Source organism: Alphaproteobacteria bacterium (assembly GCA_040218575.1).
GTDB lineage: Bacteria > Pseudomonadota > Alphaproteobacteria > JAVJRE01 > JAVJRE01 > JAVJRE01.
The window spans coordinates 42452-66279 of record JAVJRE010000006.1; the positions used below are offsets into that span (position 1 = coordinate 42452).

At 69.2% G+C, this 23828-nt stretch carries 30 protein-coding genes; 20 read left to right on the plus strand and 10 right to left on the minus strand.

Features of this window, described 5'->3' with window-relative positions; translation table 11 throughout:
- The first annotated feature begins 42 nt into the window (after positions 1-42).
- Entirely contained in the window at positions 43-393 is a 351-nt protein-coding gene (locus RIE31_07845) for a hypothetical protein (GenBank protein ID MEQ8640497.1), read from the plus strand.
- 4 nt (positions 394-397) lie between these two features.
- Positions 398-1021: a glutathione S-transferase family protein gene (locus tag RIE31_07850; GenBank protein ID MEQ8640498.1), complete on the plus strand. Its 624-nt coding sequence runs from the start codon at positions 398-400 to the stop codon at positions 1019-1021.
- Here RIE31_07850 and RIE31_07855 read toward each other — a convergent pair.
- Entirely contained in the window at positions 1018-1911 is an 894-nt protein-coding gene (locus RIE31_07855; protein ID MEQ8640499.1) for an aminoglycoside phosphotransferase family protein, read from the minus strand. The genes RIE31_07850 and RIE31_07855 overlap by 4 nt on opposite strands.
- A gap of 57 nt (positions 1912-1968) precedes the next feature.
- Here RIE31_07855 and RIE31_07860 point away from each other — a divergent pair, with 57 nt between their 5' ends.
- Positions 1969-2619: a 2OG-Fe(II) oxygenase gene (locus tag RIE31_07860; GenBank protein ID MEQ8640500.1), complete on the plus strand. Its 651-nt coding sequence runs from the start codon at positions 1969-1971 to the stop codon at positions 2617-2619.
- Between the two features lies 1 nt (position 2620).
- Here the strand turns inward: RIE31_07860 and rho are convergent, their stop codons facing one another.
- The 4 genes from rho to hemE form a co-directional block, all read right to left on the minus strand.
- Positions 2621-3895: a transcription termination factor Rho gene (gene rho, locus RIE31_07865; GenBank protein MEQ8640501.1), complete on the minus strand. Its 1275-nt coding sequence runs from the start codon at positions 3893-3895 to the stop codon at positions 2621-2623.
- A 398-nt stretch (positions 3896-4293) separates the two neighbouring features.
- Positions 4294-4719, minus strand: coding sequence for a protoporphyrinogen oxidase HemJ (gene hemJ / locus RIE31_07870; protein MEQ8640502.1), 426 nt, complete (start codon positions 4717-4719; stop codon positions 4294-4296).
- An 11-nt stretch (positions 4720-4730) separates the two neighbouring features.
- A complete protein-coding gene (gene hemH, locus RIE31_07875) occupies positions 4731-6029 on the minus strand; it encodes a ferrochelatase (protein MEQ8640503.1) in 1299 nt (432 codons plus the stop codon).
- Positions 6026-7084 (minus strand): uroporphyrinogen decarboxylase, encoded by a 1059-nt coding sequence (gene hemE / locus RIE31_07880; protein ID MEQ8640504.1) that lies wholly within the window; start codon positions 7082-7084, stop codon positions 6026-6028. Before hemE ends, hemH begins: the two co-directional genes overlap by 4 nt.
- A 586-nt stretch (positions 7085-7670) precedes the next feature.
- On the opposite strand from hemE, the gene RIE31_07885 reads away from it, so the two are divergent.
- Genes RIE31_07885 through dnaQ form a run of 5 tightly spaced genes read left to right on the plus strand, consistent with a single transcriptional unit; the run spans position 7671 to position 11443 of the window.
- Entirely contained in the window at positions 7671-8507 is an 837-nt protein-coding gene (locus RIE31_07885) for a pyruvate, water dikinase regulatory protein (protein ID MEQ8640505.1), read from the plus strand.
- Complete coding sequence (locus tag RIE31_07890) at positions 8504-9145, plus strand: Maf family protein (protein MEQ8640506.1); 642 nt, start codon at positions 8504-8506, stop codon at positions 9143-9145. Before RIE31_07885 ends, RIE31_07890 begins: the two co-directional genes overlap by 4 nt.
- 10 nt (positions 9146-9155) lie before the next feature.
- Complete coding sequence (locus RIE31_07895) at positions 9156-10061, plus strand: shikimate dehydrogenase (protein MEQ8640507.1); 906 nt, start codon at positions 9156-9158, stop codon at positions 10059-10061.
- 9 nt (positions 10062-10070) lie between these two features.
- On the plus strand, positions 10071-10763 hold the full coding sequence (gene coaE / locus RIE31_07900) for a dephospho-CoA kinase (protein ID MEQ8640508.1): 693 nt from the start codon (positions 10071-10073) through the stop codon (positions 10761-10763).
- A gap of 8 nt (positions 10764-10771) precedes the next feature.
- Complete coding sequence (gene dnaQ, locus RIE31_07905; protein MEQ8640509.1) at positions 10772-11443, plus strand: DNA polymerase III subunit epsilon; 672 nt, start codon at positions 10772-10774, stop codon at positions 11441-11443.
- A 4-nt stretch (positions 11444-11447) separates the two neighbouring features.
- Here the strand turns inward: dnaQ and secB are convergent, their stop codons facing one another.
- Positions 11448-12005, minus strand: a complete 558-nt coding sequence (secB, locus tag RIE31_07910; GenBank protein MEQ8640510.1) for a protein-export chaperone SecB — start codon at positions 12003-12005, stop codon at positions 11448-11450.
- Positions 12006-12147: 142 nt separating this feature from the next.
- Positions 12148-12627, minus strand: a complete 480-nt coding sequence (locus RIE31_07915; protein ID MEQ8640511.1) for an FxsA family protein — start codon at positions 12625-12627, stop codon at positions 12148-12150.
- Positions 12628-12880: 253 nt separating this feature from the next.
- On the opposite strand from RIE31_07915, the gene RIE31_07920 reads away from it, so the two are divergent.
- Positions 12881-13567 carry a Tim44/TimA family putative adaptor protein gene (locus RIE31_07920; GenBank protein ID MEQ8640512.1) on the plus strand — a complete coding sequence of 229 codons (687 nt, stop codon included), beginning with the start codon at positions 12881-12883 and terminating at the stop codon, positions 13565-13567.
- A gap of 46 nt (positions 13568-13613) precedes the next feature.
- Positions 13614-14801 (plus strand): MltA domain-containing protein, encoded by a 1188-nt coding sequence (locus tag RIE31_07925; GenBank protein MEQ8640513.1) that lies wholly within the window; start codon positions 13614-13616, stop codon positions 14799-14801.
- A 14-nt stretch (positions 14802-14815) separates the two neighbouring features.
- Here RIE31_07925 and RIE31_07930 read toward each other — a convergent pair whose 3' ends face one another.
- Positions 14816-14962 carry a hypothetical protein gene (locus RIE31_07930; protein ID MEQ8640514.1) on the minus strand — a complete coding sequence of 49 codons (147 nt, stop codon included), beginning with the start codon at positions 14960-14962 and terminating at the stop codon, positions 14816-14818.
- Positions 14963-15000: 38 nt separating this feature from the next.
- Entirely contained in the window at positions 15001-15414 is a 414-nt protein-coding gene (locus tag RIE31_07935) for a hypothetical protein (protein ID MEQ8640515.1), read from the minus strand.
- Positions 15415-15514: 100 nt separating this feature from the next.
- On the opposite strand from RIE31_07935, the gene RIE31_07940 reads away from it, so the two are divergent.
- The 10 genes from RIE31_07940 (at position 15515) to RIE31_07985 (ending at position 22981) form a co-directional block, all read left to right on the plus strand.
- Positions 15515-16339, plus strand: a complete 825-nt coding sequence (locus RIE31_07940; GenBank protein ID MEQ8640516.1) for a (Fe-S)-binding protein — start codon at positions 15515-15517, stop codon at positions 16337-16339.
- Positions 16332-17840 (plus strand): LutB/LldF family L-lactate oxidation iron-sulfur protein, encoded by a 1509-nt coding sequence (locus RIE31_07945; GenBank protein ID MEQ8640517.1) that lies wholly within the window; start codon positions 16332-16334, stop codon positions 17838-17840. Before RIE31_07940 ends, RIE31_07945 begins: the two co-directional genes overlap by 8 nt.
- Positions 17837-18517, plus strand: a complete 681-nt coding sequence (locus RIE31_07950) for a lactate utilization protein (GenBank protein ID MEQ8640518.1) — start codon at positions 17837-17839, stop codon at positions 18515-18517. The genes RIE31_07945 and RIE31_07950 overlap by 4 nt, the downstream gene beginning before the upstream one ends.
- Positions 18492-19157 (plus strand): Smr/MutS family protein, encoded by a 666-nt coding sequence (locus RIE31_07955; GenBank protein ID MEQ8640519.1) that lies wholly within the window; start codon positions 18492-18494, stop codon positions 19155-19157. Before RIE31_07950 ends, RIE31_07955 begins: the two co-directional genes overlap by 26 nt.
- A 99-nt stretch (positions 19158-19256) precedes the next feature.
- A complete protein-coding gene (locus tag RIE31_07960) occupies positions 19257-19922 on the plus strand; it encodes a ParA family protein (GenBank protein MEQ8640520.1) in 666 nt (221 codons plus the stop codon).
- A 33-nt stretch (positions 19923-19955) separates the two neighbouring features.
- Complete coding sequence (locus tag RIE31_07965) at positions 19956-20882, plus strand: polysaccharide deacetylase family protein (GenBank protein MEQ8640521.1); 927 nt, start codon at positions 19956-19958, stop codon at positions 20880-20882.
- Positions 20883-20915: 33 nt separating this feature from the next.
- Complete coding sequence (locus RIE31_07970) at positions 20916-21302, plus strand: VOC family protein (GenBank protein ID MEQ8640522.1); 387 nt, start codon at positions 20916-20918, stop codon at positions 21300-21302.
- Entirely contained in the window at positions 21281-21964 is a 684-nt protein-coding gene (locus tag RIE31_07975; protein MEQ8640523.1) for an HAD-IA family hydrolase, read from the plus strand. The genes RIE31_07970 and RIE31_07975 overlap by 22 nt, the downstream gene beginning before the upstream one ends.
- A gap of 8 nt (positions 21965-21972) precedes the next feature.
- Complete coding sequence (locus RIE31_07980; GenBank protein ID MEQ8640524.1) at positions 21973-22725, plus strand: HAD family hydrolase; 753 nt, start codon at positions 21973-21975, stop codon at positions 22723-22725.
- Between the two features lie 88 nt (positions 22726-22813).
- Positions 22814-22981, plus strand: coding sequence for a DUF805 domain-containing protein (locus RIE31_07985; GenBank protein MEQ8640525.1), 168 nt, complete (start codon positions 22814-22816; stop codon positions 22979-22981).
- Here the strand turns inward: RIE31_07985 and RIE31_07990 are convergent.
- Positions 22978-23814, minus strand: a complete 837-nt coding sequence (locus tag RIE31_07990; GenBank protein ID MEQ8640526.1) for a glutathione S-transferase — start codon at positions 23812-23814, stop codon at positions 22978-22980. The two genes, RIE31_07985 and RIE31_07990, sit on opposite strands and share 4 nt — an antisense overlap.
- Positions 23815-23828: the final 14 nt, after the last annotated feature.

Below are 23828 nucleotides of genomic sequence, written 5' to 3' on the forward strand. Positions count from 1 at the left end.
CTGTCGTTGCGCCAAGACGGTCGCCTCTGCGACAATCGGCCCATGGCGAAAAAAGTCATGCGCGGCGAGCCTGAACTGGCGGCGGCCGATCCCGAAGGCATCATGCGGGCGGCGCTGGCCGGCGCCATGCCGGCGACGCGGGAAAGCCGCGACCTGCTGATGCCGTGGGCCATCAGCCTGGGTGACGGAGCCAGCCCGGCGGCGGCGGCGAAAATCCTTCTGGCGGCGGACGCGACAGCGAAGATCGTCGCCGACCCCGACCTGCCGGGCGACGAGGCGTGGCGCGCGGCGGTGCGCGACCTGCTGCGCGAGGTGGCGCGGCATGACCAGGCGCAACTGGCGCCGGGTCAACGGCGCGGCGGCCGGCGGCGGCGGGCCGAACGGGGCAACTAGAACCATGACGACGCCAGACCCGGCGGCGGGACAGGGCTTCACCCTGTTCGGCGACCGGCGGTCCGGCAATTGCCTGAAGGTCAGCGCAGTCGCCGACCATCTGGGTCTGGCCTATCGCTGGCACGAGGTGGACATTCTCGCCGGCGAAAGCCGCACGGCGGCCTTTCTGGCGCTCAACCCCATGGGGCAGGTGCCGGCGGTGCGTTTCGCCGACGGCCGTACGCTGGCCCAGTCCAACGCCATCATCCGCCACCTGGCGCGGGGCAGCGACCTGCTGCCGGACGACCCCTATGCGCAGGCGCAAGTGGACGAATGGCTGTTCTGGGAACAGTACAGCCACGAGCCCTACATCGCCGTGTGCCGCTTTCACATGCTCTATCAGGGCCGTCCGGCCGATGCCCGCGAGCCGTGGCGGGTGGAGCGCGGCGAGGCGGCGCTGGACCTGATGGAACGGCGGCTGGCGGAGCGGCCATGGCTGGTCGGCGACGGCGCGACAGTGGCGGACGCGGCGCTGCTGGCCTATACGCGGCTGGCCCATGAGGGCGGCTTCGATCTGGCCGGGCGGCCGGCGGTCCGGGCGTGGATCGACCGGGCGCAGGCGGCGCTGGGCCTGACTGCGGTGGCCTAGATCAGGCGGGCCAGCGAGTCCACCACCGCCAGGCCGGCGCGCGGCGGCGTCCGGTCCTGGTGGTGCCAGACCAGCGACACCGCGTTGAGGACCAGACCCCACATGGCTAGGCGCTGGCGGTCATAGCCGGTGGTCTCGGCCAGGATGGCGAGGCGGCGGGCCAGCGCCGCCGGCCCGAACAGATGAGCCGCTGCAGGGCCGTCCGGGTTTTGCAGCAGGGCGGCGCCATCGGCCGCGCCCTCGCCGGTGACACCCCAGGGATCAATGGCGATCCACCGCCCGCCGTCGCCATCGTCGTGGCGCAACACATTCTCATGGTGCAGATCGCCATGCAGAAGCAGCGGCGGCGACGGCGGCGACGCCAGCAGGTCATGGCAAAGCGATCGCGCCCGGTCCAGCAGGCCGGACCACGGGGCAAGCGCCGGCGCGGCGGCCGGGCGATGGAGGGTGGCGGTGACATCGGCCAGGGTCTGAAACGGCGGGGCGCCGGCACCAGCCGGTGGCGGCACGTGCAGTGCTGCCATCAGGCGGCCGAGAATTTCCGTGGCCCGGTCGTCATTGCCAGCGCGCGACAGCGTGTCGAGGCGCTCGCCGGGAACCAGCCGCTGCAGCACCTGGGCCGGACCGGCGTCTGTCTCCACCATACCCACCAGCCGCACCATGGCCGGACCGGCGAAGGCGGCCAGCGCCGGCGGACCGAATCGCGCCTCGTCGCTGCCGCGACGGGGCAGTTTCAGCAGCAGCTTGCCGCCCGACGGGCCCCGGCCAGTGCGCCGCACCGGCCGCAGCCGGCTATTGAGACTGGTGAAAGCCGGTCCATCGGCCACCAGATCGAGGGCCGCAAGCGCCGAGTCGGAGAGGGGGTCGAGGGGGTCGGAGAGGGACGCCATCAGCCATGCTACCCCATGCCGCAGCGCCACACAGCGACGCGGCGCTAGAGTGCGGTCATGCCCGATGACGCCACGGCCGACAGCACTGCCGCGACCTTTCTAGCCTGCCTCCGCGAGGCGGCGGCCTTCGCCGACCCCTTCGACCACTGGCTGCTGCGCGAGGCGGTCAGCCGGCAAACTGCGGCGGCCATCTGTGCCCTGCCCTTCGCGCCGCCGGACGATCCGCGGCACGTGGGCCGGCGCGAGGACGACAACGAACGGCGTGTGTTCTTCAGCCCGGCCAATCAGGCGCGGTTCGCCGTGTGCGCCGGACTGGCGGCGGCGTTCGACAGTGCGCCGGTGCGTGACAGGCTGTCGGCGATGACCGGCGCGCGCCTGGACGGCGCCCGTCTGCGTATTGAATACTGCATGGACCGGCCGGGCTTCTGGCTGGAGCCACATACCGACATCGCCGTCAAACGCTTCACCATGGTGATCTATCTGGCGGATGATCCGGCCCTGGCGGACGCCGGCACCGATATTCTTGAAGGCCCGCCGGACCACGTCCATGTGCGCACCGCCCCCTATGGCCGGGGCCGGGGCGTCATCTTCGTGCCGGCAGCGAACACCTGGCACGGCGTCGGCCACACGCCCATAAGGGGCGAGCGCCGCTCGCTGATCGTCAATTATGTAAGCCCCGACTGGCGGGCGACCCACGAACTCTGCTGAGCTATTGGTTCATCGACTGGAAGAAATCGGCGTTGGACTTTGACGTGCGCAGCTTGTCCAGCAGGAACTCCATGGCGTCGCTGGTTCCCATGGGCGAGAGGATGCGCCGCAGGATGAATATCTTCGACAGCTCATCGCGGGGCATCAGCAGCTCTTCCTTGCGGGTGCCGGACTTCTGAATATCCACCGACGGGAAGACACGCCGGTCCGACAGCTTGCGGTCGAGAACGATTTCCGAGTTGCCGGTGCCTTTGAACTCTTCAAAGATCACTTCATCCATGCGGCTGCCGGTGTCGATCAGCGCGGTGGCGATGATGGTCAGTGAACCGCCTTCCTCGATATTGCGCGCCGCACCGAAGAAGCGCTTTGGCTTCTGCAGGGCGTTGGCGTCAACGCCGCCGGTCAGCACCTTGCCAGAGCTTGGCACCACGGTGTTGTAGGCGCGGCCGAGACGGGTGATGGAGTCCAGCAGGATGACCACATCGCGCTTGTGCTCCACCAGCCGCTTGGCCTTCTCCAGCACCATCTCCGTCACCTGCACGTGGCGTGTCGCCGGCTCATCGAAGGTGGAGGAAATAACCTCGCCCTTGACCGAGCGGGCCATGTCGGTGACTTCCTCCGGCCGTTCATCGATCAGCAGGACGATGAGATAGACTTCCGGATGATTGGCGGTGATGGAGTGGGCAATAGCCTGCATCATCACGGTTTTGCCGGTACGCGGCGGGGCGACGATGATCGCCCGCTGGCCCTTGCCGAGTGGCGCCACCAGGTCAATCACCCGCGCCGTCATGTCCTTGGTCTTTGACGGCTTGTCGCTCTCGCTCGGCTCTACTTCCAGATTGATGCGCTCGTCGGGATAAAGCGGCGTCAGGTTGTCGAAGTTGATGCGGTGGCGCACCTCTTCCGGCTCCTGGAAGTTGATGCGATTGACCTTCATCAGGGCGAAATAGCGCTCGCCGTCGCGCGGCGCGCGAATCTGCCCCTCCACCGTATCACCGGTGCGCAGGCCGAAGCGGCGAAGCTGGGTTGTGTTGACGTAAATGTCGTCGGGCCCCGGCAGATAATTGGACTCCGGCGAACGAAGGAAGCCAAAGCCGTCCTGTAGCACCTCGATGACCCCGGCGCCGAAGATCGGCACGTCATTACGGGCCAGTTGTTTGAGGATCGAGAACATCATGTCCTGGCGGCGCAGGGCCGAGGCGTTCTCGATTTCAAGTTCCTCGGCGAAGGACAAGAGGTCGGCCGGAGACTTGAGCTTCAGTTCTGTAAGATCCATGGAGGGGTCAGCAATTCTGTAGTGGAAAGGGTGGTGGGGCGAAAAGGGCGTCAGGCGCAACAGCGGACGGTCGGCCCGATAGGACTCCCGTCAGGACACCACTCAAACCGGCATACCCGTGATCGCAAGACGTCAGATGCGCGGACGCAGGGAAGCAGAGAGGTCAGAGCGGGAACGCGGGAAGAGGAGGGAAGCGGCCTCGGACGAAGCGCTGAACGAAAGGCGCGGAATAGAGAGCGTCGCGCCGGTTGCCCCTCTCTTAAGCCGCCGGCCGGTCCCTGTCAAAGGCAAAAAGCACGGAATTCGCGGGACATCCGGGGAATCCACCCGCGGCCACCGCCTGATCCCGGCCACACAGGGCCGCCGGCAGCAGCGGCCGGCGGAATCGTTATCGGGCCCTAGAACGGCTTGACCACCGCCATGATGACGATGACCACCATGAGCAGCGCCGGCGCCTCGTTCCACCAGCGATAGAAGCGCGCCGGCCGCCGGTTACGGCCATCGCGAAGGGCCTGGAACCACGCCGCATAGACATGATGCAGGACGGTGAGAGCGACCACCGCCAGCGCCTTCACATGAAACCATGGCTGGGTCCAGGCCTGGATATTGATCATCATCCACAGGCCGAAGACCCAGGCGGCGATCATGGCCGGGTTCATGATGGCGCGCAGCAGGCGACGCTCCATCACCGTGAAGGTTGCCGCCTGGACGGAGCCCGGCTCCGCCGCCGCATGATAGACGAACAGGCGCGGCAGATAGAGCAGCCCGGCCATCCAGGCGATGACGCTGATGATGTGCAGGGCGCGCAACCAGTCATGATCCATGGGTCTGTTCCTCAGGTCGGCCGGACAGCGCCGGCGCCGCCGGCCGGGGCTGTGCCGGAAGGCGGGGCGGCAGGTAGGGCAGCAGACGGCAGGACGGAAGCCTGGCAGGGGCAGCGGCCAAAGCCGGCCGGGCACAGACGCCCGCCCGCCTGATTGACCGGCTGCGTCGTGTGGCGGGCCAGGGCCTGGCGCACCACGCCGGCGAGCCCGGCGATGAACGTCGGGTGGGTGGCCACCACCGGCACCCGCACATAGGCCGGCACGGCGGCGGCCTCGGCCGTCGCGCGATACTCGATGTCCAGCTCCACCAGGGTCTCGGAATGGTCAGAGACGAAGGCGACAGGGACCACCACCAGGGCCCGGCCGTCAGCGCCGGCGCGGGCGATTTCCGCCTCGGTATCAGGACCGATCCAGGCCAGCGGCCCGACCCGGCTCTGATAGCACACCTGCCAGTCGCGGCCACGCTCCAGTGGCCGGGCCAGCGACCGCGCCGGCTGCGCCTGGCCAAGGCCGGCGACAATCGCGGCGGCGGTCTGTTCCACCTGCCAGGCATAGGGATCGCCGCCGGCCACGATCTTTTCCGGCAGGCCGTGGGCGGAGAAGAGGATACGCGGTTCAGCGCCCGGCGCCTGACGAGCGGCTTCGGTCAGGCCCGCGGCCAACAGGTCCGCGAGGGCGGCAATCCAGCCGCCATCCAGCGGCCAGCAGCAGACCCGGCGGGTTGGCGCCTGCAGGCCGGCCCGCCGGGCGGCACGGTCCCAGTCGGAGAAGGAAGAGCCGGTGGTGGTGGTGGAGAATTGCGGATAGAGCGGCACCAGCAGTATCCGGTCTGGCTGCCAGCGGGCGACCTCCTGCGCCACCGCATCAGATTGCGGTGCCCAGTACCGCATGCAGACAAAGACGCGACAGGTCGGCGGGTCGCTCAGGGTGGGGCCTGTTGGGGCGCCTGGCGTGGCACTTGTCGGGACGCCTGGCGCGGTGGGGGGCGCGGTGGAGAGATGGGACGTTTCCGGCGGCGTTGAATGCAGCGCATCCTGCAACGCGCTGGCCTGGGCCCGGGTATTGGCCAGCAGTGGCGAGCCGCCGCCCAGATGATCATAGATGGCGCGGGCCACCGGCGCGCGACGGCGGCTGATCAACTGCGCCAGCAGCCAGCGAACCGGTCCCGGCGCGCCGATGATCGCCGGATCATTGAACAGGTTGAAGAGGAACGGCTGCACCGCCCGCGGCCCATCGGGGCCACCCAGATTGAACAGGACGATGGCTGTGCGCTCCGCCTGGCCATCCGCTGACGGGCCGGCCTTCGTCATGGGGCCGGTCCGAAACCGCTCACCGCATGAACCCGGTCGACCACCTGCGCCACATGCTCCGGCGGTGTCTGCGGCACGACTCCATGGCCAAGGTTGAAGACGAACGGACCTCCGGCCAGGGCGCCGGTGATGTGATCCACCGCCCGGTCCAGCCCGTCGCCACCGGCGACCAGACGCATGGGGTCCAGATTGCCCTGCACCGTCACCTGCGGTTGCAGAGTGTCCGCCGCCCAGTGGACCGCCAGCCCCTGGTCAATGGAGATGCCGGAGACGCCGGTATCGTTTGCATAGGTCTGGTAGCCGATACCGGCCCCCCGCGGAAAGCCAATGATCGGCACGTCCGGTACGGCGGCATGCACCCGCGCCACCAGCCGGCGGGTCGGCGCGATACACCAGGCGGCGAAGTCCATGGCCGGGATGGCGCCGGCCCAGCTATCGAATATCTGCAGCACCTGGGCGCCGGCCCGCACCTGTCCGATCAGATGATCGGCGATGGCGTCGGCCAACCGGTCCAGCAGTCGGGCAAAGGCCACAGGGTGGCGCAGGGCGAAGAGACGGGCCACGGCCCAGTCGCGACTGCCACTACCTTCGATCATGTAAGCCGCCAGAGTCCATGGCGCACCGGCAAAGCCGATGAGCGCGACCGGCGGCTTGAGCTCCGCCCGCACACGAGCGATAGCCTCATAGACCGGCGCCAGATCATCCGCCAGGCGCGAAGACTCCAGCCGGTCCACATCAGCCGGATCGGACAAGGGCGCAAGCTTTGGCCCTTCACCTTCCACAAACCAAACCTTGCGGCCCAGCGCCTGGGGCACCACCAGAATGTCGGAGAAAATGATCGCCGCATCCAGATCAAAACGATGCAGCGGCTGCAGCGTGGCCTGTGCCGCCAGCGCCGGCGAATAGCAGAAATCCAGAAAGCCGGAGGCCTGCTGACGGGTCTGGCGATATTCCGGAAGATAGCGTCCGGCCTGCCGCATGAGCCACACCGGCAGGCGCGACGGCCGGCGACGGGCCAGAGCATCGAGCAGGGGATAGGGGCCGGGTGGGGTCATGAAACTGTGTGCTGTCTGTAGCAGAAAAGGCGATGCCGGAATGTGGTCGGTCGCTGTCTTACCATACAGGCAGACCATTGTGCATGAGCCGGCAAACCCGGAAGGTGGGCGGGCGATAGCGTGTTTGTCGTTTGACCACGAAGCGGCGTTGGCCCGGAACTATGCGATCCCCCTCCTTACTAGACTCTTATATATAGAGTTAGGTTGAAGATGTTGTTGGACGCTGGAACAACGGGGATCAAACGCTGCCCGGTCGATTGTCCCGATGCCAGGCGGGTTAGCTGCTGTCTGGAGAAAGCCGGGAACGAGCCGAGGATAAGGGTGGTCACGAGGCCACGCCATAAACGGGAGTCCCGGGCATAACCTGATCCCATGCCGGAGTCGCACAGGGGCCGCGCGGGATAGTCCACAGGCTGAATACCGGCGGTGCAGCGATGACGGAGTGGGGATGTAATTTCAGGGCTATGGTGAAAAGCGCGACTTATCCCGGCTCTCACGATCCTATTCACAGGCCGGACCCTACGGTGTTCCGGACAAGGCGACAGGCGGGACAATGAGTGATCAGGACGGGACAGCCGACTTAAGAGTGAGCCCGGATAAACCGGTCCACTTTCATCTGGTGTCGGATGCCACGGGCGAGACCATTTCCAGTCTCGGCAAGGCGGTTATCTCGCAGTTCGATATCAAGGCCCAGGAACATCTGTGGCCTCTGGTGCGCAATCGGACCATGGCCGACCGGGTGCTGGCCGGGGTGCGCCGCAACCGTGGCCTGGTCCTCTATACGATTGTCGAACCGGAACTGGATGCTTATCTGCGCGCCGGATGCGCTGACCTGAAGGTGCCGGTGCTGCCGGTTCTGGAACCTCTACTGGGAGCGCTGAGCCACTATCTGGGTTTGCCGCGCAAGCCCGCGCCCGGTCGCCAGCACGCCATGGACGCGGAGTATCACCGACGCATCGAGGCGGTCCATTTCACCATGGCCCATGATGACGGACAGGGACTGGACAGTATTGCCAGCGCCGATGTGATCCTGGTGGGCGTATCGCGCACATCCAAGACGCCGACCTGCATCTATCTGGCCAATCGCGGGATCAAGTCAGCCAATGTGCCACTGGTGGAGGGGATCGCTGCGCCGCCGGGCCTGCCGGATGGCGGGTCGCCGGGGCCGCTGGTGGTTGGCCTGACCACCGAACCCGGTCGGCTGGTGCAGGTGCGTCGCGCCCGTCTTGCGACCATGGGGCAGACCACGGAAACGGACTATGTGGATGCGGACGCGGTGCGAAAGGAACTGGCGGCAGCCAGGCGCTATTTCCAAAGTCGCGGTTGGCCGGTGATGGATGTGACCCGCTGGTCCATCGAGGAAACGGCGGCGGCGGTGCTGGGGCTGCTGAACGAAAGACGGGACGCCGCGGGGCATTCATGACTCACGCGCCACGCCTGATCCTGGCGTCGACCAGCGCCACCCGTCAGCAGATGCTGCGCCAGGCCGGCGTGCCCTTCACCACGGATACGCCGCGCGTGGACGAGGCCATGCTGCGTGACAGTCTGCAGGCGGAAGGGGCGAGCCTGGAGGATGCGGTGGCCGCGCTGGCCGAGGCGAAGGCGATGAGCGTGGCACGGCGTCTGGATCACGGGCAGGCACTGGTCCTGGGCGCCGATTCCATTGCCGCCGTGACCATGACGGCCGCCGCGGACGGGTCCGCGGGGGATATGTGGCTGGAGAAGGCCAGCGACCGGGCGATGGCGCGGCAGGTCCTCGATCGGCTTAATGGCAGAACCCACCGCCTGGCCAGCGGTGCGGTGGTGGTGCGTGGCGACACCGCCATCTGGCGTCATGTGGCGGTGACCCGTCTGACCATGCGGCAGTGCTCGGCCACGTTCCTGGAGGCCTATCTCGACCGGTTGGGGGAGGCCGCCTTTGACACGGTCGGCTGCTATCATCTGGAGCGGCAGGGGGCGCAGCTCTTTTCACGGGTGGACGGCGATCTGTTTACGGTTCTGGGCCTGCCCTTGCTGCCGGTACTGGGCTTTCTGCGCGAGCACGGCGTAATCGACACATGAGTGGTGAACCATGAGCGGTGAGGGCGGACAAAAGCGGGCGGCGGTCATCGGCTGGCCGATAGACCATTCCCTGTCGCCGGTGATTCACCACTGGTGGCTGGCGGCGGAGGGGCTGACCGGCACCTACGAGCGGATCGCCGTGCCGCCGGCTGACCTGGCCGCTTTTCTGGATCGTTTGCGCGGCGAACCCGGATGGGCCGGGGTCAATGTGACGATTCCCCACAAGGAAACAGTAGCGCGGCTGGTTGACGAGGTGTCGGACGGCGCGCGCGCCACCGGCTCGGTCAATACGGTGGTGGTGCAGGACGGCCGGCTGACAGGCCATTCCACCGATGGGCCGGGGTTCATGGCGGGTCTGGACGAACAGGCGCCAGGCTACTCGCCGGATGCGGGTGGCGTGTGCCTGGTGGGCGCCGGTGGCGCAGCCCGTGCCGTGGCGGCGGCGGTGCTGATCGGCGGCGCCAGCCAGTTGATGATCGTCAATCGCACCCACCAGCGGGCGCTGGCCCTGCGCGATGCGCTGCTGGCCTGGCTGCCGGAACGCCAGCGCCAGGAGCCGGGCGGCGATGACCGTATTCTGGTGTCGCGCTGGGAAGATCGCGGCCGGGCCCTGACCGAAGCCCGGTTGCTGGTGAACGCCACCAGCCTCGGCATGACCGGACAGCCGGCCCTGCACCTGCCGCTTGGCCGGTTGCCGCCGGAGGCGGTGGTTTGTGATCTGGTCTACCGGCCGCTGGACACGGAGCTGTTGCGTCAGGCGCGGGCCCGCGGCAACCGGACGGTGGACGGGCTGGGCATGTTGTTGCACCAGGCGGCGCCGGCCTTCGAAATGTTCTTTGGCCGGCCGGTCAGGGTGACGACGGCGCTGCGCGACCACGTGCTGGCGGCGGCCGCTGTCGCCGCCGGCGAGAGCTGAGCCGGCGCGGTGATCCGCCTCGGCCTGACCGGCTCCATGGCCATGGGCAAGAGCAGCGTGGCGGCCATGCTGCGGCGGGCCGGCGTGCCGGTCTTCGAGGCGGACCAGGCGGTGCACCGTCTGCTGGCGGCAGGCGGCGACGCGGTGGCGGCGGTGGCGGCGGCGTTTCCCGGCTGTGCGGCATCGAGCGGCGCGGCAGCCGGCGGCATAGACCGGCGGGCGCTGGGCCAGCGGGTCTTTGGCGACGGTCCGGCCCTGGATCGGCTGGAAGCCATTTTGCATCCGCTGGTGCGCCGTATGCGCGATGATTTCATCGCCCGGCAGAAAGCGTCCGGCGCGGACCTTGTGGCCCTGGACATACCGCTGCTGCTGGAAACCGGCGGCGCGGAACAGGTGGATCTGGTGGTGGTGGTCAGTGCCGATGCAGCGACCCAGCGGCAGCGGGCGCTGGCCCGGCCGGGCATGACGGAGGAGCGGCTGGCCTTTGTCCTGGCACGTCAGATGGACGATGCGGAGAAACGCCGGCGGGCCGATGTGGTGATCGATAATTCAGGCACACCGGAAGCCACCGAAGATCAGGTGCGGGCCCTGCTCCACGCGCTGGCGGCGGCGGGCCATGACGTGGCAGTGTTCAGACGCAATCACAGGCCGGACCAGAGCCGGGACCGGCGTCGGGATGGGGCGGAATACAGTGATAGGTGAGACCGGCCATGCGTGAAATCGTTCTGGACACGGAAACCACCGGGTTGCGCGCCGATGGCGGTGACCGGCTGGTGGAAATTGCCTGCCTGGAACTGGTCAATCATCTGCCGACCGGCGAGCACTGGCAGGCCTATATCAATCCAGAACGGGACATGCCGCCGGAGGCCGAACGCATTCACGGCCTGTCCGCCGCCTTCCTGTCGGACAAGCCACGCTTTGCCGAGGTGGCCGGACCCTTTCTCGACTTTATCGGCGACTCGCCGCTGGTCATCCACAATGCGGGATTCGACCTGGCGTTCCTCAACATGGAGATGGGGCTGTGCAACCTGGAGCCGCTGCCGCCGCACCGCGCGGTGGACACGGTGCAGTTGGCGCGCCGGCTCTATCCGGGCTCGCCGGCCAGTCTGGATGCGCTGTGCCGGCGTTTTGCCATCGACACCACCGAGCGCAGCCTGCACGGCGGGCTGGTGGATGCGCGGCTGCTGGCGGAGGTCTATCTGGAATTGATCGGCGGTCGCCAGCCGGGGTTGGGGCTGGCCGCCAAGGCCGGCAAGCGGGTGACGCCGGTGGCGGAGCGGCCGGTGCGACCGGCCAGGCCGCACCAGCCGACGGCGGCGGAAGAGGCGGCCCACGCCGTATTCGTGGCGCGGCTGGAGAATAGTCTGTGGGAGAAGGGCTGAGCGCCTAGCCGCCGGCCGGCGTCGGCGGCACACCGCCGTCATCGGAATCGCCCGCCGCCGCTGCCGGGGGCGATGCTGTCTGGCGCGTCTTGTGGGCGCGATACATGGCGACAAAATCCACCGGCTGCATCATCAGCGGTGGAAAGCCGCCGTCGCGGCTGGTGGTGGCGATGATCTCGCGGGCGAAGGGAAAGAGCATGCGCGGCGCCTCCACCAGCAGCAGGGGCTCCATCTGGTTGGCCGGGATGTTTTCCGCCGTAATCAGGGCGGCATAGTCCAGCTCCACCATGAAGGTGGTTTCTTCGCCACGCTTGGCGGCGGCATGGATCACCAGCACCACTTCGTAGCGGTTGCTGCCCAGAGTCTTCGCCTGCACATCCACGTTCAGCTTGACGTCCGGATTGCCATCGGTGCGGATCAGGGATTGCGGCGCATTGGGATTTTCAAAGGAGAGATCCCGCACATACTGAGCGTTGATGAGGAATTGCGGCCGGGGCTGGCCTTCCGTTGGCGCACCCGCCGGCGGGGCACTGGCAGGCGCGGCGCCTTCATCGTTCGACATCGCTCGATTCCCCCGTGTGGCGTGGTTGTTGTGTGGGTGGCCGGTCGGGCCATGGTGCGACGGGACTTGGCTAGCACGGAACCGGGTTCGCACGGAACCGTGCCGACCCGGCCTTGCTCCCGGTCTTGCTCCCGGTTTTGCTCTATGGCTTGCCCGGGCGATCATCCGGTGGCGGCCGGTCTTCTTCCACCCGCCAGTCGCCTTCGATGATTTCAGCCTGGCGCGGCCGGCTTTGGCGCGGCCGGTCCTGACGCGGCCGGCTCTGGCGCACCACCAGGCGACCCAGCAGCAGGCGGACCAGGCCGGCCCTGAGGGGCGGCACCAGAAGCATGAAGCCCAGGGCGTCGCTGGCGAAACCGGGAAACATGAGGAACAGGCCGGCGACCACCAGGGCCGCTCCTTCCAGGGCCTCCATCACCGGCGGCTGGCCGCTGGCATAGCGCTGACGGGCGGCCATCAGCAAGCCCACCCCCTGCCGGCGCACAAGGGCCAGACCCAGCGCCGCGGTGGCGATGCAGGCGAGCACGGTCCAGGTGGCGCCGATGACGCCGCCGACGGCGATCAGCAGCCACAATTCGCCCAGCGGAATGGCGAGAATGATGAGGAGGATAAGCAGGGGCATGACGGGGCGCGGGGCGTGGCCGGGGTGCGGAGCGGGGAGCGGAAAGCGGGCGAGACGGGGCGGGACGGTCGGTTGCGACGATGGGTCAGGGTGCAGGCTAAGGCAGACGTGACAAGGATTCCTCGCCCCAGACCCGATGGCACCCTAGAGTGGCGGCGCGGGAGGCGCTAGGGTAAGGGCGTTCCGCGACGGGCGGAGCAGCCGGACGGCGGGCGGGGCCGCCCGGCCCATCAGGCAGATGCCGGGACATCCCATGGACGTGCCCTTTCTCGATATTGTGGTGTTCGGCGCTATCGCCGCTTTTCTGGTGTTGCGCCTGCGCAGTGTGCTGGGCCGGCGCACCGGCCACGAGCGGCCGCCCACACAGGGCCTGCCGGCGGCGCGTCCTGGCGTGAGCCGGCGAACGGCGGAAGAACCGGCCCGGGCCAATGGCAGCGAACGGCCACCGGCCGCGGCCCCGGCGAACGGCAGCACCGCCATGGCGCCGGCCGCGGAGAGCGGGCTTGCCCGCATCAGCCTGGCCGACCGCTCTTTTACGCCGGATTCGTTCCTGGCCGGTGCCAGTGCGGCATTTACCGCCATCGTCACCGCCTTCGCCGCCGGTGATCGCGATACCTTGCGGGACCTGCTGTCGGAATCGGTCGCGCGGGACTTCGAGGCGGCCATCGACGCCCGTGAAAAAAATAACGCAACCCAGCAGACCGAGATCGTCGCCATTGACCGGGCAGAAATCGCCGAGGCCGGCATGGACGGTACGCTCGCCCGGGTCGTCGTGGCCTTTACCTCCCGCCAGAAGAACGCGACGCTGGACTCCGAGGGCCGCATCATCGCCGGCGATCCCAACGAGGTGGTGGAGGTGGCTGACGAATGGACCTTCGCCCGCGACACCCGCTCGAGCGATCCCAACTGGGCCCTGGTCGCCACCCGCAGCCCGGCCTGAGCCGGCGGTGCCCGGTGCGGGAGTGTGCGCGGGGTCCCGCATCTGCATGCCCGCCTTTCTGCGGTTGCAAACGATCATCGCCGGGGCCGCGGCCGGCCTGCTGGCCGGCCTGTTGGTGGGTTGCGCCGTGCTGACGCCCGACAGTGACCGACTGGTGCTGCGCGCCGCCACAGTGGCGGGGCTGCCCGGCTGGAGCGACGATGACATCGCCGCCGCGGCGCCGGCCCTGGCCGCCAGTTGCGGGCGCCTGATGACGCTGGCCGCCAACTCGGTCGTCGGCGACGGGGCGGCGGCCCGCCCGGCGACAGCGTGGCAGCGCGCCTGTCGCACCTTGCCGGAGGGCGTAGCAGGCGATGGGGCGGCATTGCGCCGGTGGCTGACGGCGCACTTCGATCTCTACGAGGCGAGCACCGGCGGCGGCGCGGCAGACGGCCTGTTCACCGGCTATTTCGAACCGGAGTTGCGCGGCGCGCGGACAAGGGGCGGGGCTTATCAGTGGCCGCTCTATGGCCGGCCGCCGGAACTGGTGAGCGTTGATCTGGGGCTGTTCCGGCCGGCGCTCAAGGGCGAGCGCATCGCCGGCCGGGTCGAGGGCGGCCGCCTGGTGCCCTTCGCCAGCCGGGCCGAGGTGCGGCGCGGCGCGCTGGCCGGTCGCGGGCTGGAGATCGTCTGGGTGGACGACCCGGTGGACGCCTTCATGCTGGAGGTGCAGGGCTCGGGCCGGGTGGTGCTGCCGGATGGCGCGATTCTGCGTCTTGGCTATGACGGCCAGAACGGCCATGCCTATGTGGCCATCGGCGCGGTGCTGGTGCGGCGCGGCGACCTGCGCCGCGAGGACGTGACCCTGCCGGCAATTCGCGCCTGGCTGGCGGAGCACCCCGACCAGGCGCTGGCCCTGCTGGACGAGAACCCGTCGGTGGTGTTTTTCGCCGAGCGCGGAGAGGGGGGACCGCTGGGCAGCCAGGGGGTGGCGCTGACCGCCGGCCGCAGCCTGGCGGTGGATCGCCGTTTCGTGCCGCTGGGCACGCCCCTGTGGCTGGCGGCCGAGCATCCCCTGGCGGGCGAGGGCGCGGCGGAGATCCGCCGCCTGGTGGTGGCGCAGGATACCGGCGGCGCGATCAAGGGGCCGGTGCGCGGCGACCTGTTCTGGGGGGCGGGAGAGGCCGCCGAACGGGCGGCCGGTCTGATGAAATCGCCGGGCCGGTACTGGTTGTTCCTGCCGAAGGGGGACTAGGCCGGCGCCGCCGGTCAGGCCGGATCCGGACCGCGTGCCGCGCCGTCGCGCCGGTCCGCCGCCAGCACCATGAGTGCCGCCGCCAGGGCCATGAGAGTGCAGAAGAGCATGGCGCCGACCACCTCATAGACGCCGTACTCAACGGTCAGAACAGCGCCCATGGCCGAGGCAACCGATCATTTCTTACCGGCGCACCCTGTCAGAGCGGTCGGTGGCGGGTGTCCTTGCCCCAGGTGAGGAACAGCAAGCGGCCGGGCCGGCGCACTTCGAAGCGGTGCCAGGTGCCGCGCGGCATGACCAGACCCTGTGGCACGGGCGCGTCGGCCGGACCGGTGTCCATCTCTACGCTGTGCTCGCCCGCGCCATCGTCCATCACCACTATCAGGTGACCGGACAGCAGGCAGAATATCTCGTCGCCGTCCGGGTGCATTTCCCAGTGGCCCATGTCGCGGGCCATGTCCGACAGCAGCATCAGCCAGTCGGGCGCAATGCGACCGGCCATGAGCGACGGCCAGAAGGTGTCGTCCAGCGGCAAGGCGGTGGCCTGGCCATCGCCCGATGCCACAAGCGCGTGGCCGCGGAAGGGAAAGGGTGTCGGGGCGGTGTCGGTCATGGCGGGCCTCAGCGGGGCGGCGGCAGGGTGGGAGGCGGGATGGGAGGCTGGCAGAGGGCGGCACCTTGCGCCGGGCCCCGGCCATGGGCAAGGTCCGGCCATGACCGCGCAATCCATGGGCCAAAGCCCGCCGACCCCGGACCGTAGCGAGCGGGCGCGACAGGCCACGCATGTGGCATTAGCGGTCACCTGCCTGGTGGATCTGTTCCGGCCGCGGGTCGGCTTTGCCGCAGTCACCCTGCTGGAGGCGGCGGGCTGCGCGGTATCCGTGCCGGACGGCCAGACCTGCTGCGGCCAGCCGGCGCAGAATGCCGGCCGGGCGGCGGATGCGGCCGACCTGGCGCGGCGCGCCATGGCGCTCTATGGCGGCTTCGACGCGGTGGTGGTGCCGTCGGGCAGTTGCGCCGGCACCATGCGCCGCCACTATGCGGGCTTTTTCCCGGCCGGCAGCGAAGAGCGGGCGGCGGCGCAGGACCTGGCCCGGCGGACCTATGAGCTCAGCGAGTTTCTCGCGCTGCGCGGTGCGGCGGTGCGCGCCCGCTTCGACGGCCGGGTGACGCTGCACGACTCGTGCTCTTGCCGCCGCGACATGGGCCTTCATGGCGAACCCAGGCAGATGCTGGCGGGGGTGGCCGGGCTGGAGCTGTGCGAGATTGCCGATGGCGAGGAGTGCTGCGGCTTCGGCGGCACCTTTGCCGTGAAGAACCCTGATGTTTCGCTGAACATGGCCGGGTCCAAGCTCGACGCGGCGGAGGCGACGCAGGCGGGCGCGGTGGTGGCGGCGGATCTCGGCTGCCTGCTGCACCTGGCCGGCGCGGCCAGGCGGCAGGGCCGACCGCTGCGCTTCTTCCATATCGCGGAGGTGCTGGCCGGCCAGACCTGTGACGCCGGTACCGGTATCGGCGAGGATGGCGGCGATGACTGAGGCGCCGACAGCGGCCCTTGGGGCGGCGCCCGGGCCATTGCGCCAGCGCCAGCCGCACCCGGACGCGCAGGCGCCATTGGCCTTCGGCGCACACGCCCGCGAGGCGCTGGCCAACGCCAATCTGCAGCGGGCCCTGCACCATGTGAAGGAAGGGTTTCAGGACAAGCGCCTGGCGGCCATGGACCGGCTGCCGGAGTTCGACGCCCTGCGTGACGCGGCGCGCGACATCAAGGACCATGTGCTGGCCCATCTGGACATTTATCTGGAGCGCTTCGCCACGGCGGTGGAGGCGCGCGGCGGCCACGTGCACTGGGCCCGCGACGCCGCCGAGGCGCGGGCAATGGTGCTGGACATCTGCCGCCGGGAGAACGCCCGCACGGTCACCAAGGGCAAGTCCATGGTGGCCGAGGAGATCGGCCTTAACCCGTTCCTGGAAGAGAACGGCATCGAGCCGGTGGAAACTGATCTCGGCGAGTATATCGTGCAGCTTCGCGGCGAGACGCCGAGCCACATCATCGCGCCGGCGATTCATGTGGTGAAGGAAGAAATCGCCGACGCCTTTCGCCGCGAGCATGAGGGCCTGGCGCCGGAGCGCGACCTGACCGACCGGCGGGCCCTGCTGGACGAGGCGCGGGTGGTGCTGCGGCGGCGTTATTTCCAGGCGGATGTGGGGATCACCGGCGCCAATTTCCTGGTGGCCGAGACCGGCAGCGGGGTCATCGTCACCAACGAGGGCAATGGCGACATGACCCGCACCCTGCCGCGGGTGCATGTGGCGCTGGCCACCATCGAGAAGATCGTGCCAACGCTGGATGATCTGGCGGTGCTGCTGCGGGTGCTGGCCCGTTCAGCGACGGGCCAGGACTTCTCTACCTACACCACGGTTTACACCGGCGCCAGGCGGCCCGATGATCCGGACGGACCGGAAGCGTTTCATGTGGTGCTGCTGGACAATGGCCGCAGCGCCCTGCTGGGCGGTGAGTTGCGCGAGGTGCTGCGGTGCATCCGCTGCGGCGCGTGCATGAACCATTGCCCGGTCTATCAACGGGTCGGCGGCCACGCCTATGGCTGGGTCTATCCGGGACCGATTGGCGCGATCATGACCCCGGCGCTGACCGCCATCGCCACCTCGCATCCGCTGCCCAATGCCTCGACCCTGTGCGGCCGTTGCGAAGAGGTGTGCCCGGTGCGCATCCCCCTGCCGAAACTGCTGCGCTATTGGCGGACGGAGGCGGCCGCCGCCGGTCTGCCACCGCTGGCCGAGCGGCTGGGCCTGACCCTGTGGGCCTGGCTTGCCCGGCGGCCGGCGCTTTATCGCCTGGCGGTGCGGCAGATCGCCCGGCGTCTCAAGGCACGGGCCGGCGACCGGGGCGCGCTGCGGCGGTTGCCGTTGATGGGCGGCTGGGCCGGCCACTGGCTGCAAGGTCGCGACTTGCCGGCGCCGCAAGGGCGCAGTTTCATGGACCAGTGGCGGGCGCAGAAGAAAGGAACGCGGCTATGAGCGGGCGCGACGCCATTCTGGCCGGGTTGCGGGCCAGCCTTGGCCGCGACGGGGCGGCCGCGGCGGCGGCGCAGACCGCGGTGGACGAGCGGCTGGCCCGGCGCGGCACTACCATTCGCCCGGCCCGCGGCGACAATGACCGCGGCCGGGTCAAGCGCTTCATCGCCGAGGCGGAGCGCGCGTCGGCCAATGTGGTGCGGCTCAAATCCATGGACGAGGTGCCGGCGGCGGTGGCCACCTGGCTGCGCCTGGCCAATCTGCCGGCGCGGCTGAAGCGGGCGGCGGACCCGCTGCTGGATGCGCTGGGGTGGGACGATACGGCGCTGGAGGTGCAGCGCGGCGTGGCGGTGGATGCGGATTCGGCCGGCCTGTCGGTGGCCTCGGCGGCGGTGGCGGAGACCGGCACCCTGGCGCTGGCCAGCGGCCCGACCCGGCCGACCACCCTCAACTTCCTGCCGGAGACCCACTTCGTGGTGGTGCCGGAGGGCCATGTGGTGGGGGCTTATGAGGATGTGCTGGCGAGCGTGCGTGACGAGATGCCGGCCACCCTCAATTTCATTACCGGGCCGTCGCGCTCCGGCGACATCGAACAGACCATCCAGCTTGGCGCGCACGGCCCCCGCCGGTTGGTGATCCTGATGGTGGCGGCGGATGGCGAAGCGTCCGAAGCCACCTGAAGCCGCCGGCGACGGTGACTCCCGCGACTCTGGCGGCGGCGAACTGTTCCGCCGCACCATGGGCGATGCCCGGCCGCTGGCCCGGCGCAAGCCGCTACACCAGGGCGGGCATCAGGACGGGCAGGAAGAGCCATCGACCAAAGCCGCGCCGCCGGCCGCCGCCAAAGCCAGGGTGAAGGCCAGGGCGGTGCCTGCCGCGCCACCGCCGCCGCCGCCGGCCCCGCCGCGCGCGGCACCGGCCGGGCAAATGCTGGACAAGCGACCGACCCCGGGGCTCGACAGGCGCACGGCGGAGCGCCTGCGCCGCGGCATGATGGCGGTGGAGGGGCGGCTAGACCTGCACGGCCTGAGCGCGGTCAGGGCCGAGACGGCGCTCAGCCACTTCATCGAGCGGGCGTGGCTGGACGGCAAACGCTGCGTGCTGGTGATCACCGGCAAGGGGCGAGGCGCGGACGGCCAGGCGGGGAGCGGCGGCTCTGGCCGGCGGATCGCGGTCAACCCCGGCGTATTGCGGGCCGGACTGCCGATCTGGCTGCGGCGGCCGCCCAATGATGAGCGGGTGCTGAGCTGGACCCTGGCTCAGCCCGAACACGGCGGCACCGGGGCGTTTTATGTGCTGCTGCGCCGGCAGCGACCCTAAGCCGCAATGGAGACCCGCAACGGCTGGCCTCGACCGCCGCCGGATGCGGGCCTAGGCTGGCGGGATCGGAACCGGGCGCACAGCAGAAGGAGCAGGACCATGGCCAGAGGCACAGGCACCATCGTCACGGTGGCCAATCTCAAAGGCGGCTGCGGCAAGAGCACCATCGCGCTGAACCTGGCCTGCGCCCTGGTGGAAGCCAAGCACGATGTTCACATGGTGGATGCTGACGAGCAGGGCACCGTCAGCGGTGCGCTGAAGGGCGGCGGCTTTCCGGTGAGCGGCGAGGCCCTGCTGCTCAAATCCATACGCGGCGCCGATAGCTGGGCCGAGCGTGTGCGCGAACTGGCGCGGGCCCATGATTTTCTGCTGATCGACTGTCCGCCGCATCTGGCCGCCGCCACCCAGGCGGCCATCGAGGTGGCGGATATCGTGCTGGTGCCGGTGACGCCCTCGCTGGCCGATCTGACGGCGACCGCCAACGCGCTGGAGCTGGTGGTGGAGGCGCAGAAGCGCCGGCGCGGCAAGCCGGCCTGTCTGCTGGTGCCGTCCAAGGTGGACCGGCGCACGGCGGCCGGCCAGGCCCTGTCGAAAATGCTCAAGGATTTCGGCGAGTCGGTGGCGCCGGACGTGCGCCAGCTTACCGCCTTCGTGGAAAGCTACTGGCGCGGCCAGTGGGTCGGCGAGTATGCGCCGAACAGCCCGGCGCACGACGACATGAAGGCGCTGGCGCGGCGGGTGACGCGGGCGGCGAAAGCGGCGTAGAGCGCGCAACGCAACCATGATCGCTCAGAGCGCATGACCGGGCAGATGGAGAGTCACCCGCGCGACCTGCGGGGCTTCGCCGGCAAGCCACCGGCGCCCACCTGGCCCGGTAGCGCGCGGCTGGCCCTCAACTTCATCGTCAATGTGGAAGATGGCGGCGAGCGCACGCTGCTCAATGGTGACGGGACGTCGGAGTCGCGCCTGACCGACCTTTACGGCATGACGCCGCAGACCGGCGTACGCAACCTGCTGATCGAGTCGGCGTTCGAGTATGGCAGTCGCGTCGGCTTCTGGCGGGTGCTGGACTTCTTTCAGCGCAATGCCCTTCCATGGACCGCCTATTGCATCGGCCGCGCCCTGGAGCAGACGCCGGAAGTGGCGGCGGCGGTGGGCGAGGCGGACTGCGACCTGGTGGATCATGGCTGGCGATGGATCGACTACCAGTTCATGGGGAAAGAGGCCGAGCGCAGCATGATCCGGCACGGCCGGCAGCGTCTGACCGAATTGACCGGCAAGACGCCGGAGGGCTATTTCGCCGGCCTGCCGAGCCTCAACACCCGCCGCCTGGCGGCCGACGCCGGCTACACCTATGACTGCGACGCCTATAACGAGGATTGCCCCTATTGGGTGACGGTGGAGACGGCAGACGGACCACGGCCGCACCTGGTCATCTGTCACACACTGACCAACAATGATTCGCGCTTCGCCGCCGGCCAGGACTTTGTGCGGGCGGCGGATTTCGCGGGCTTTCTGTGCGACGCCTTCGACACCCTGTACCGCGAAGGTGAAACCGTCGCGCGGATGATGAGCGTGTCGCTGCACCCCAAGTTGATCGGCAATCCGGCGCGGATTACGGCCCTGCAGATGTTCCTCGATCATGTAGCCAGACATGACCGCGTGTGGATCACCCGGCGTGGCCGCATCGCCCGCCACTGGGCCGAACACCATCCCCCGGCATAGCGAGCCCCCGGCACAGCAGAACGGAGTCAGGCCATGTACAGCCACACCACCCTGGGCACCAACGATCTGGAAACGGCCGGCCGGTTCTATGACGCAGTGCTGAAGCCTCTCGGCATTACCCGCGCCATGAGCCTGGAGGGGATAATCCTTTATCGCGGTCAGGACGACCCCAGCATGTTCGGCATCGGCCAGCCATTCGACGGCAAGCCGGCCAGCGCCGGCAACGGCGCCCACATTGCGTTCATGGCGCAGGATCGGGCGGCGGTGGACGCGTTCCATGCGGCGGCACTGGCGCACGGCGGAACAGACGAGGGCGCACCTGGCCTCCGGCCGCATTATCACGAGCACTATTACGGGGCCTATGTGCGTGACCCGGAAGGCAACAAGCTGCAGGCGGTATGTCACGCGCCACCCGCATGAGCGCCGCCGCGCCGGCGCGGGTTCTGCTGCTGGATGTGGACGGGGTCATCGTCCATCCCGACCCGGCCCATCGGGAGGCGTTCGAGACGGTGCTCCGGTCACGCTGGGGCATGGATGGCGCACACTTTCAGGAGCAGTTCTTTCGCGCCAATGGCGAGGTGCTGCTTTGTGGCCGGGCCCATGTGCGCGACCTGCTGCCGGCGTTTCTCGCCGCCAGCGGCGTGGCGCTGGGTGACGATCCGGCGGCGGTGGTGGAGGATTTTCTGCACGACTGGTTTATCGGCCGCCTGCCACAGACCGACGACGCCGTGTTGCAGCGGGTGGCGGGCTTGCGAAGGCGCGGTATCCCGGTCCATCTGGCGACCAATCAGGATTCCATGCGGGCCGAACAGCTCTGGCAGGCGACGGGGCTGGCCCGGCACTTCGACCACATGCATGTGTCGGCCAGGCTCGGGGTGGCCAAGCCCGATGCGGCGTTCTATGGAGCGGCCGAGGCGGCGACCGTCGAACTATGTGGCGCGCTTGGTCCGTCGGACATCCTGTTTCTCGACGATAAGCCGGAAAATGTAGAGGCGGCACGGCGCCACGGCTGGCGCGCCGCGCTGTACGAGAGAATCGGCGATCTTGACCGGGCGCTGGCCGAACACGGTCTGGCCGGCTAAACAGGGGCATGAGCACGCGCACCCTGTGGGCCGGCTTCGACCTGGACGACACCCTGCACCACTTCCGCCGCGCCGCGCGGGCCGGCCACGGCGCGGTGGCCGACCTGCTGGCGGCGGAGCTGGGGGTGACAGCGGACGTTCATGCGGCGGCGGAAGCCCATGCGGCGGCGGTGGTCGGTGCGCCGGAAATCCACTTCATCAAGGGCCTGGGGCAACAGGACTATCGCCGCCTGCGCTACGCCGCGACGCTAGAGCACCTTGGCCACAGCGCGGCGGCCGAGACATGGATACCGCGCCTGCTGGAGACCTTCGATTCCCGCATGATGGCCAGCCTGGCGACGATCGCCGGCGCCGCCGAGCTGATGGACGCGGTGCGGGCCGAGGGCCGGCGAGTGGCGGTCATCTCCAACGGACCGCAGGATCGCTGCCACGCCACCCTGACGGCGCTGGGGCTGATGGAGCGGGTGGACGCGCTGCTGACCCCCAACAGCGAAGGGGTGGACAAGGAAGGAGGACTGTTCGAGCGGGCGCTGGAAAGGCTGAACACGGTGGCCGGCGACCTGGTCTATGTAGGCGACAGCCTGCGCCATGACGTGGCGCCGGCGCGGCGCGCCGGCATTCGCGTGGTGTGGCTGAAGCCGGAAGTGACGTCAGAGGACCCCTATGCGCCGCCCGGCGGTGCGGCGGAGTCGGGCGGCGCGCCCAAAGACGTTCCGGCGGTGACGCGGCTGGCCGATGTAATGGCGGCGTGGCGGGGGTAGAGCCTTGATGTTGCGCCTGGTGCCGCGCGGCATCGGGCCTGGACCGGCGACAGGCTCCAGGGGTGGGCAATAGAGTGGGGGACGCACCATGAACTTCGGTCAGGCGATCAAATCCGGCTGGTGGTTTCTTCTGGGGCTGGTGCCGGTGATCGGCTGGATCATCCTGCTGGTCTGGTTCGTCCGGCGCGGCAACGACGGCGGAAACCGGTTCGGTCCCGACCCGCTGGCCGGCGAGGCGGCGGTGCAGGCAGGCTAGGGCCCCGCCGCCCGCGCCAGCTCGGCCCGCGCCTCGGCCATGCCGAGGCTGCCCCAATAGGTCATGTGCTCCTTCTGGCGGCGGAACAGCAATTCGCCATAGCCGCCCATGGGGTCGTTCTCCCGATGCGCCGTGGCGGCCATGGCGGGGCGCATGCTGAACGCCTTGTAGAACGCGGCGAGGCGCGGGTGGTCCGGCCGCCACGGCTCCACCGCCCAGCGGAAGTCCAGATAGGCGAGCATGGCGGCGACGGCGATCTGGCCCATGTGGGCCGGGCCCTCGGCCGGGTTTGCGGATGGCCCCATGAGGCTGTCGGCCTCCGCCTCCAGCCGGTCGAGGCCGGCCGCCACGGCCATGGCCCAGCGGGTCATGAGCATCTGCGAGCGGGCCTCTATGGGACGCTTCATGAACTCGTTGAGGCGCAGCATCTGGGCGTCCAGCATGCCGTCGGCCAGCGCCTGCCAGGTCAGCGCGGTCCAGCGCGTCACACCGCCGTGGGGATTGGTGGGCGGGTTGGCGGCGGCGGGATCGGCCGGCGGATGGACCGGCGTGGCGTCATGCAGGCTGTCCAGATATTCGCAGATGACCGGCGAGTCGTAGAGCGGCTGGCCGTCCGCGGTCAGCAGGGTGGGCAGGCGCGACAACGGGTTCTGGGTCCGCAGATTGTCCGCCTCCGCCGCGACGGAGCCGCCGAAGTCGCCCCACGGATTGGCGTAGACATGCTGCACCCGGTCCGCCTGGCCGGTCTCGTGAATGACCAGCCGCACCTTGCGGACGAAGGGCGAGGTGGCGGAGAAGCGCAGGCGCACGGAGCCGGTGACGGGCGCAGTCATGAGGCCACAGTGGC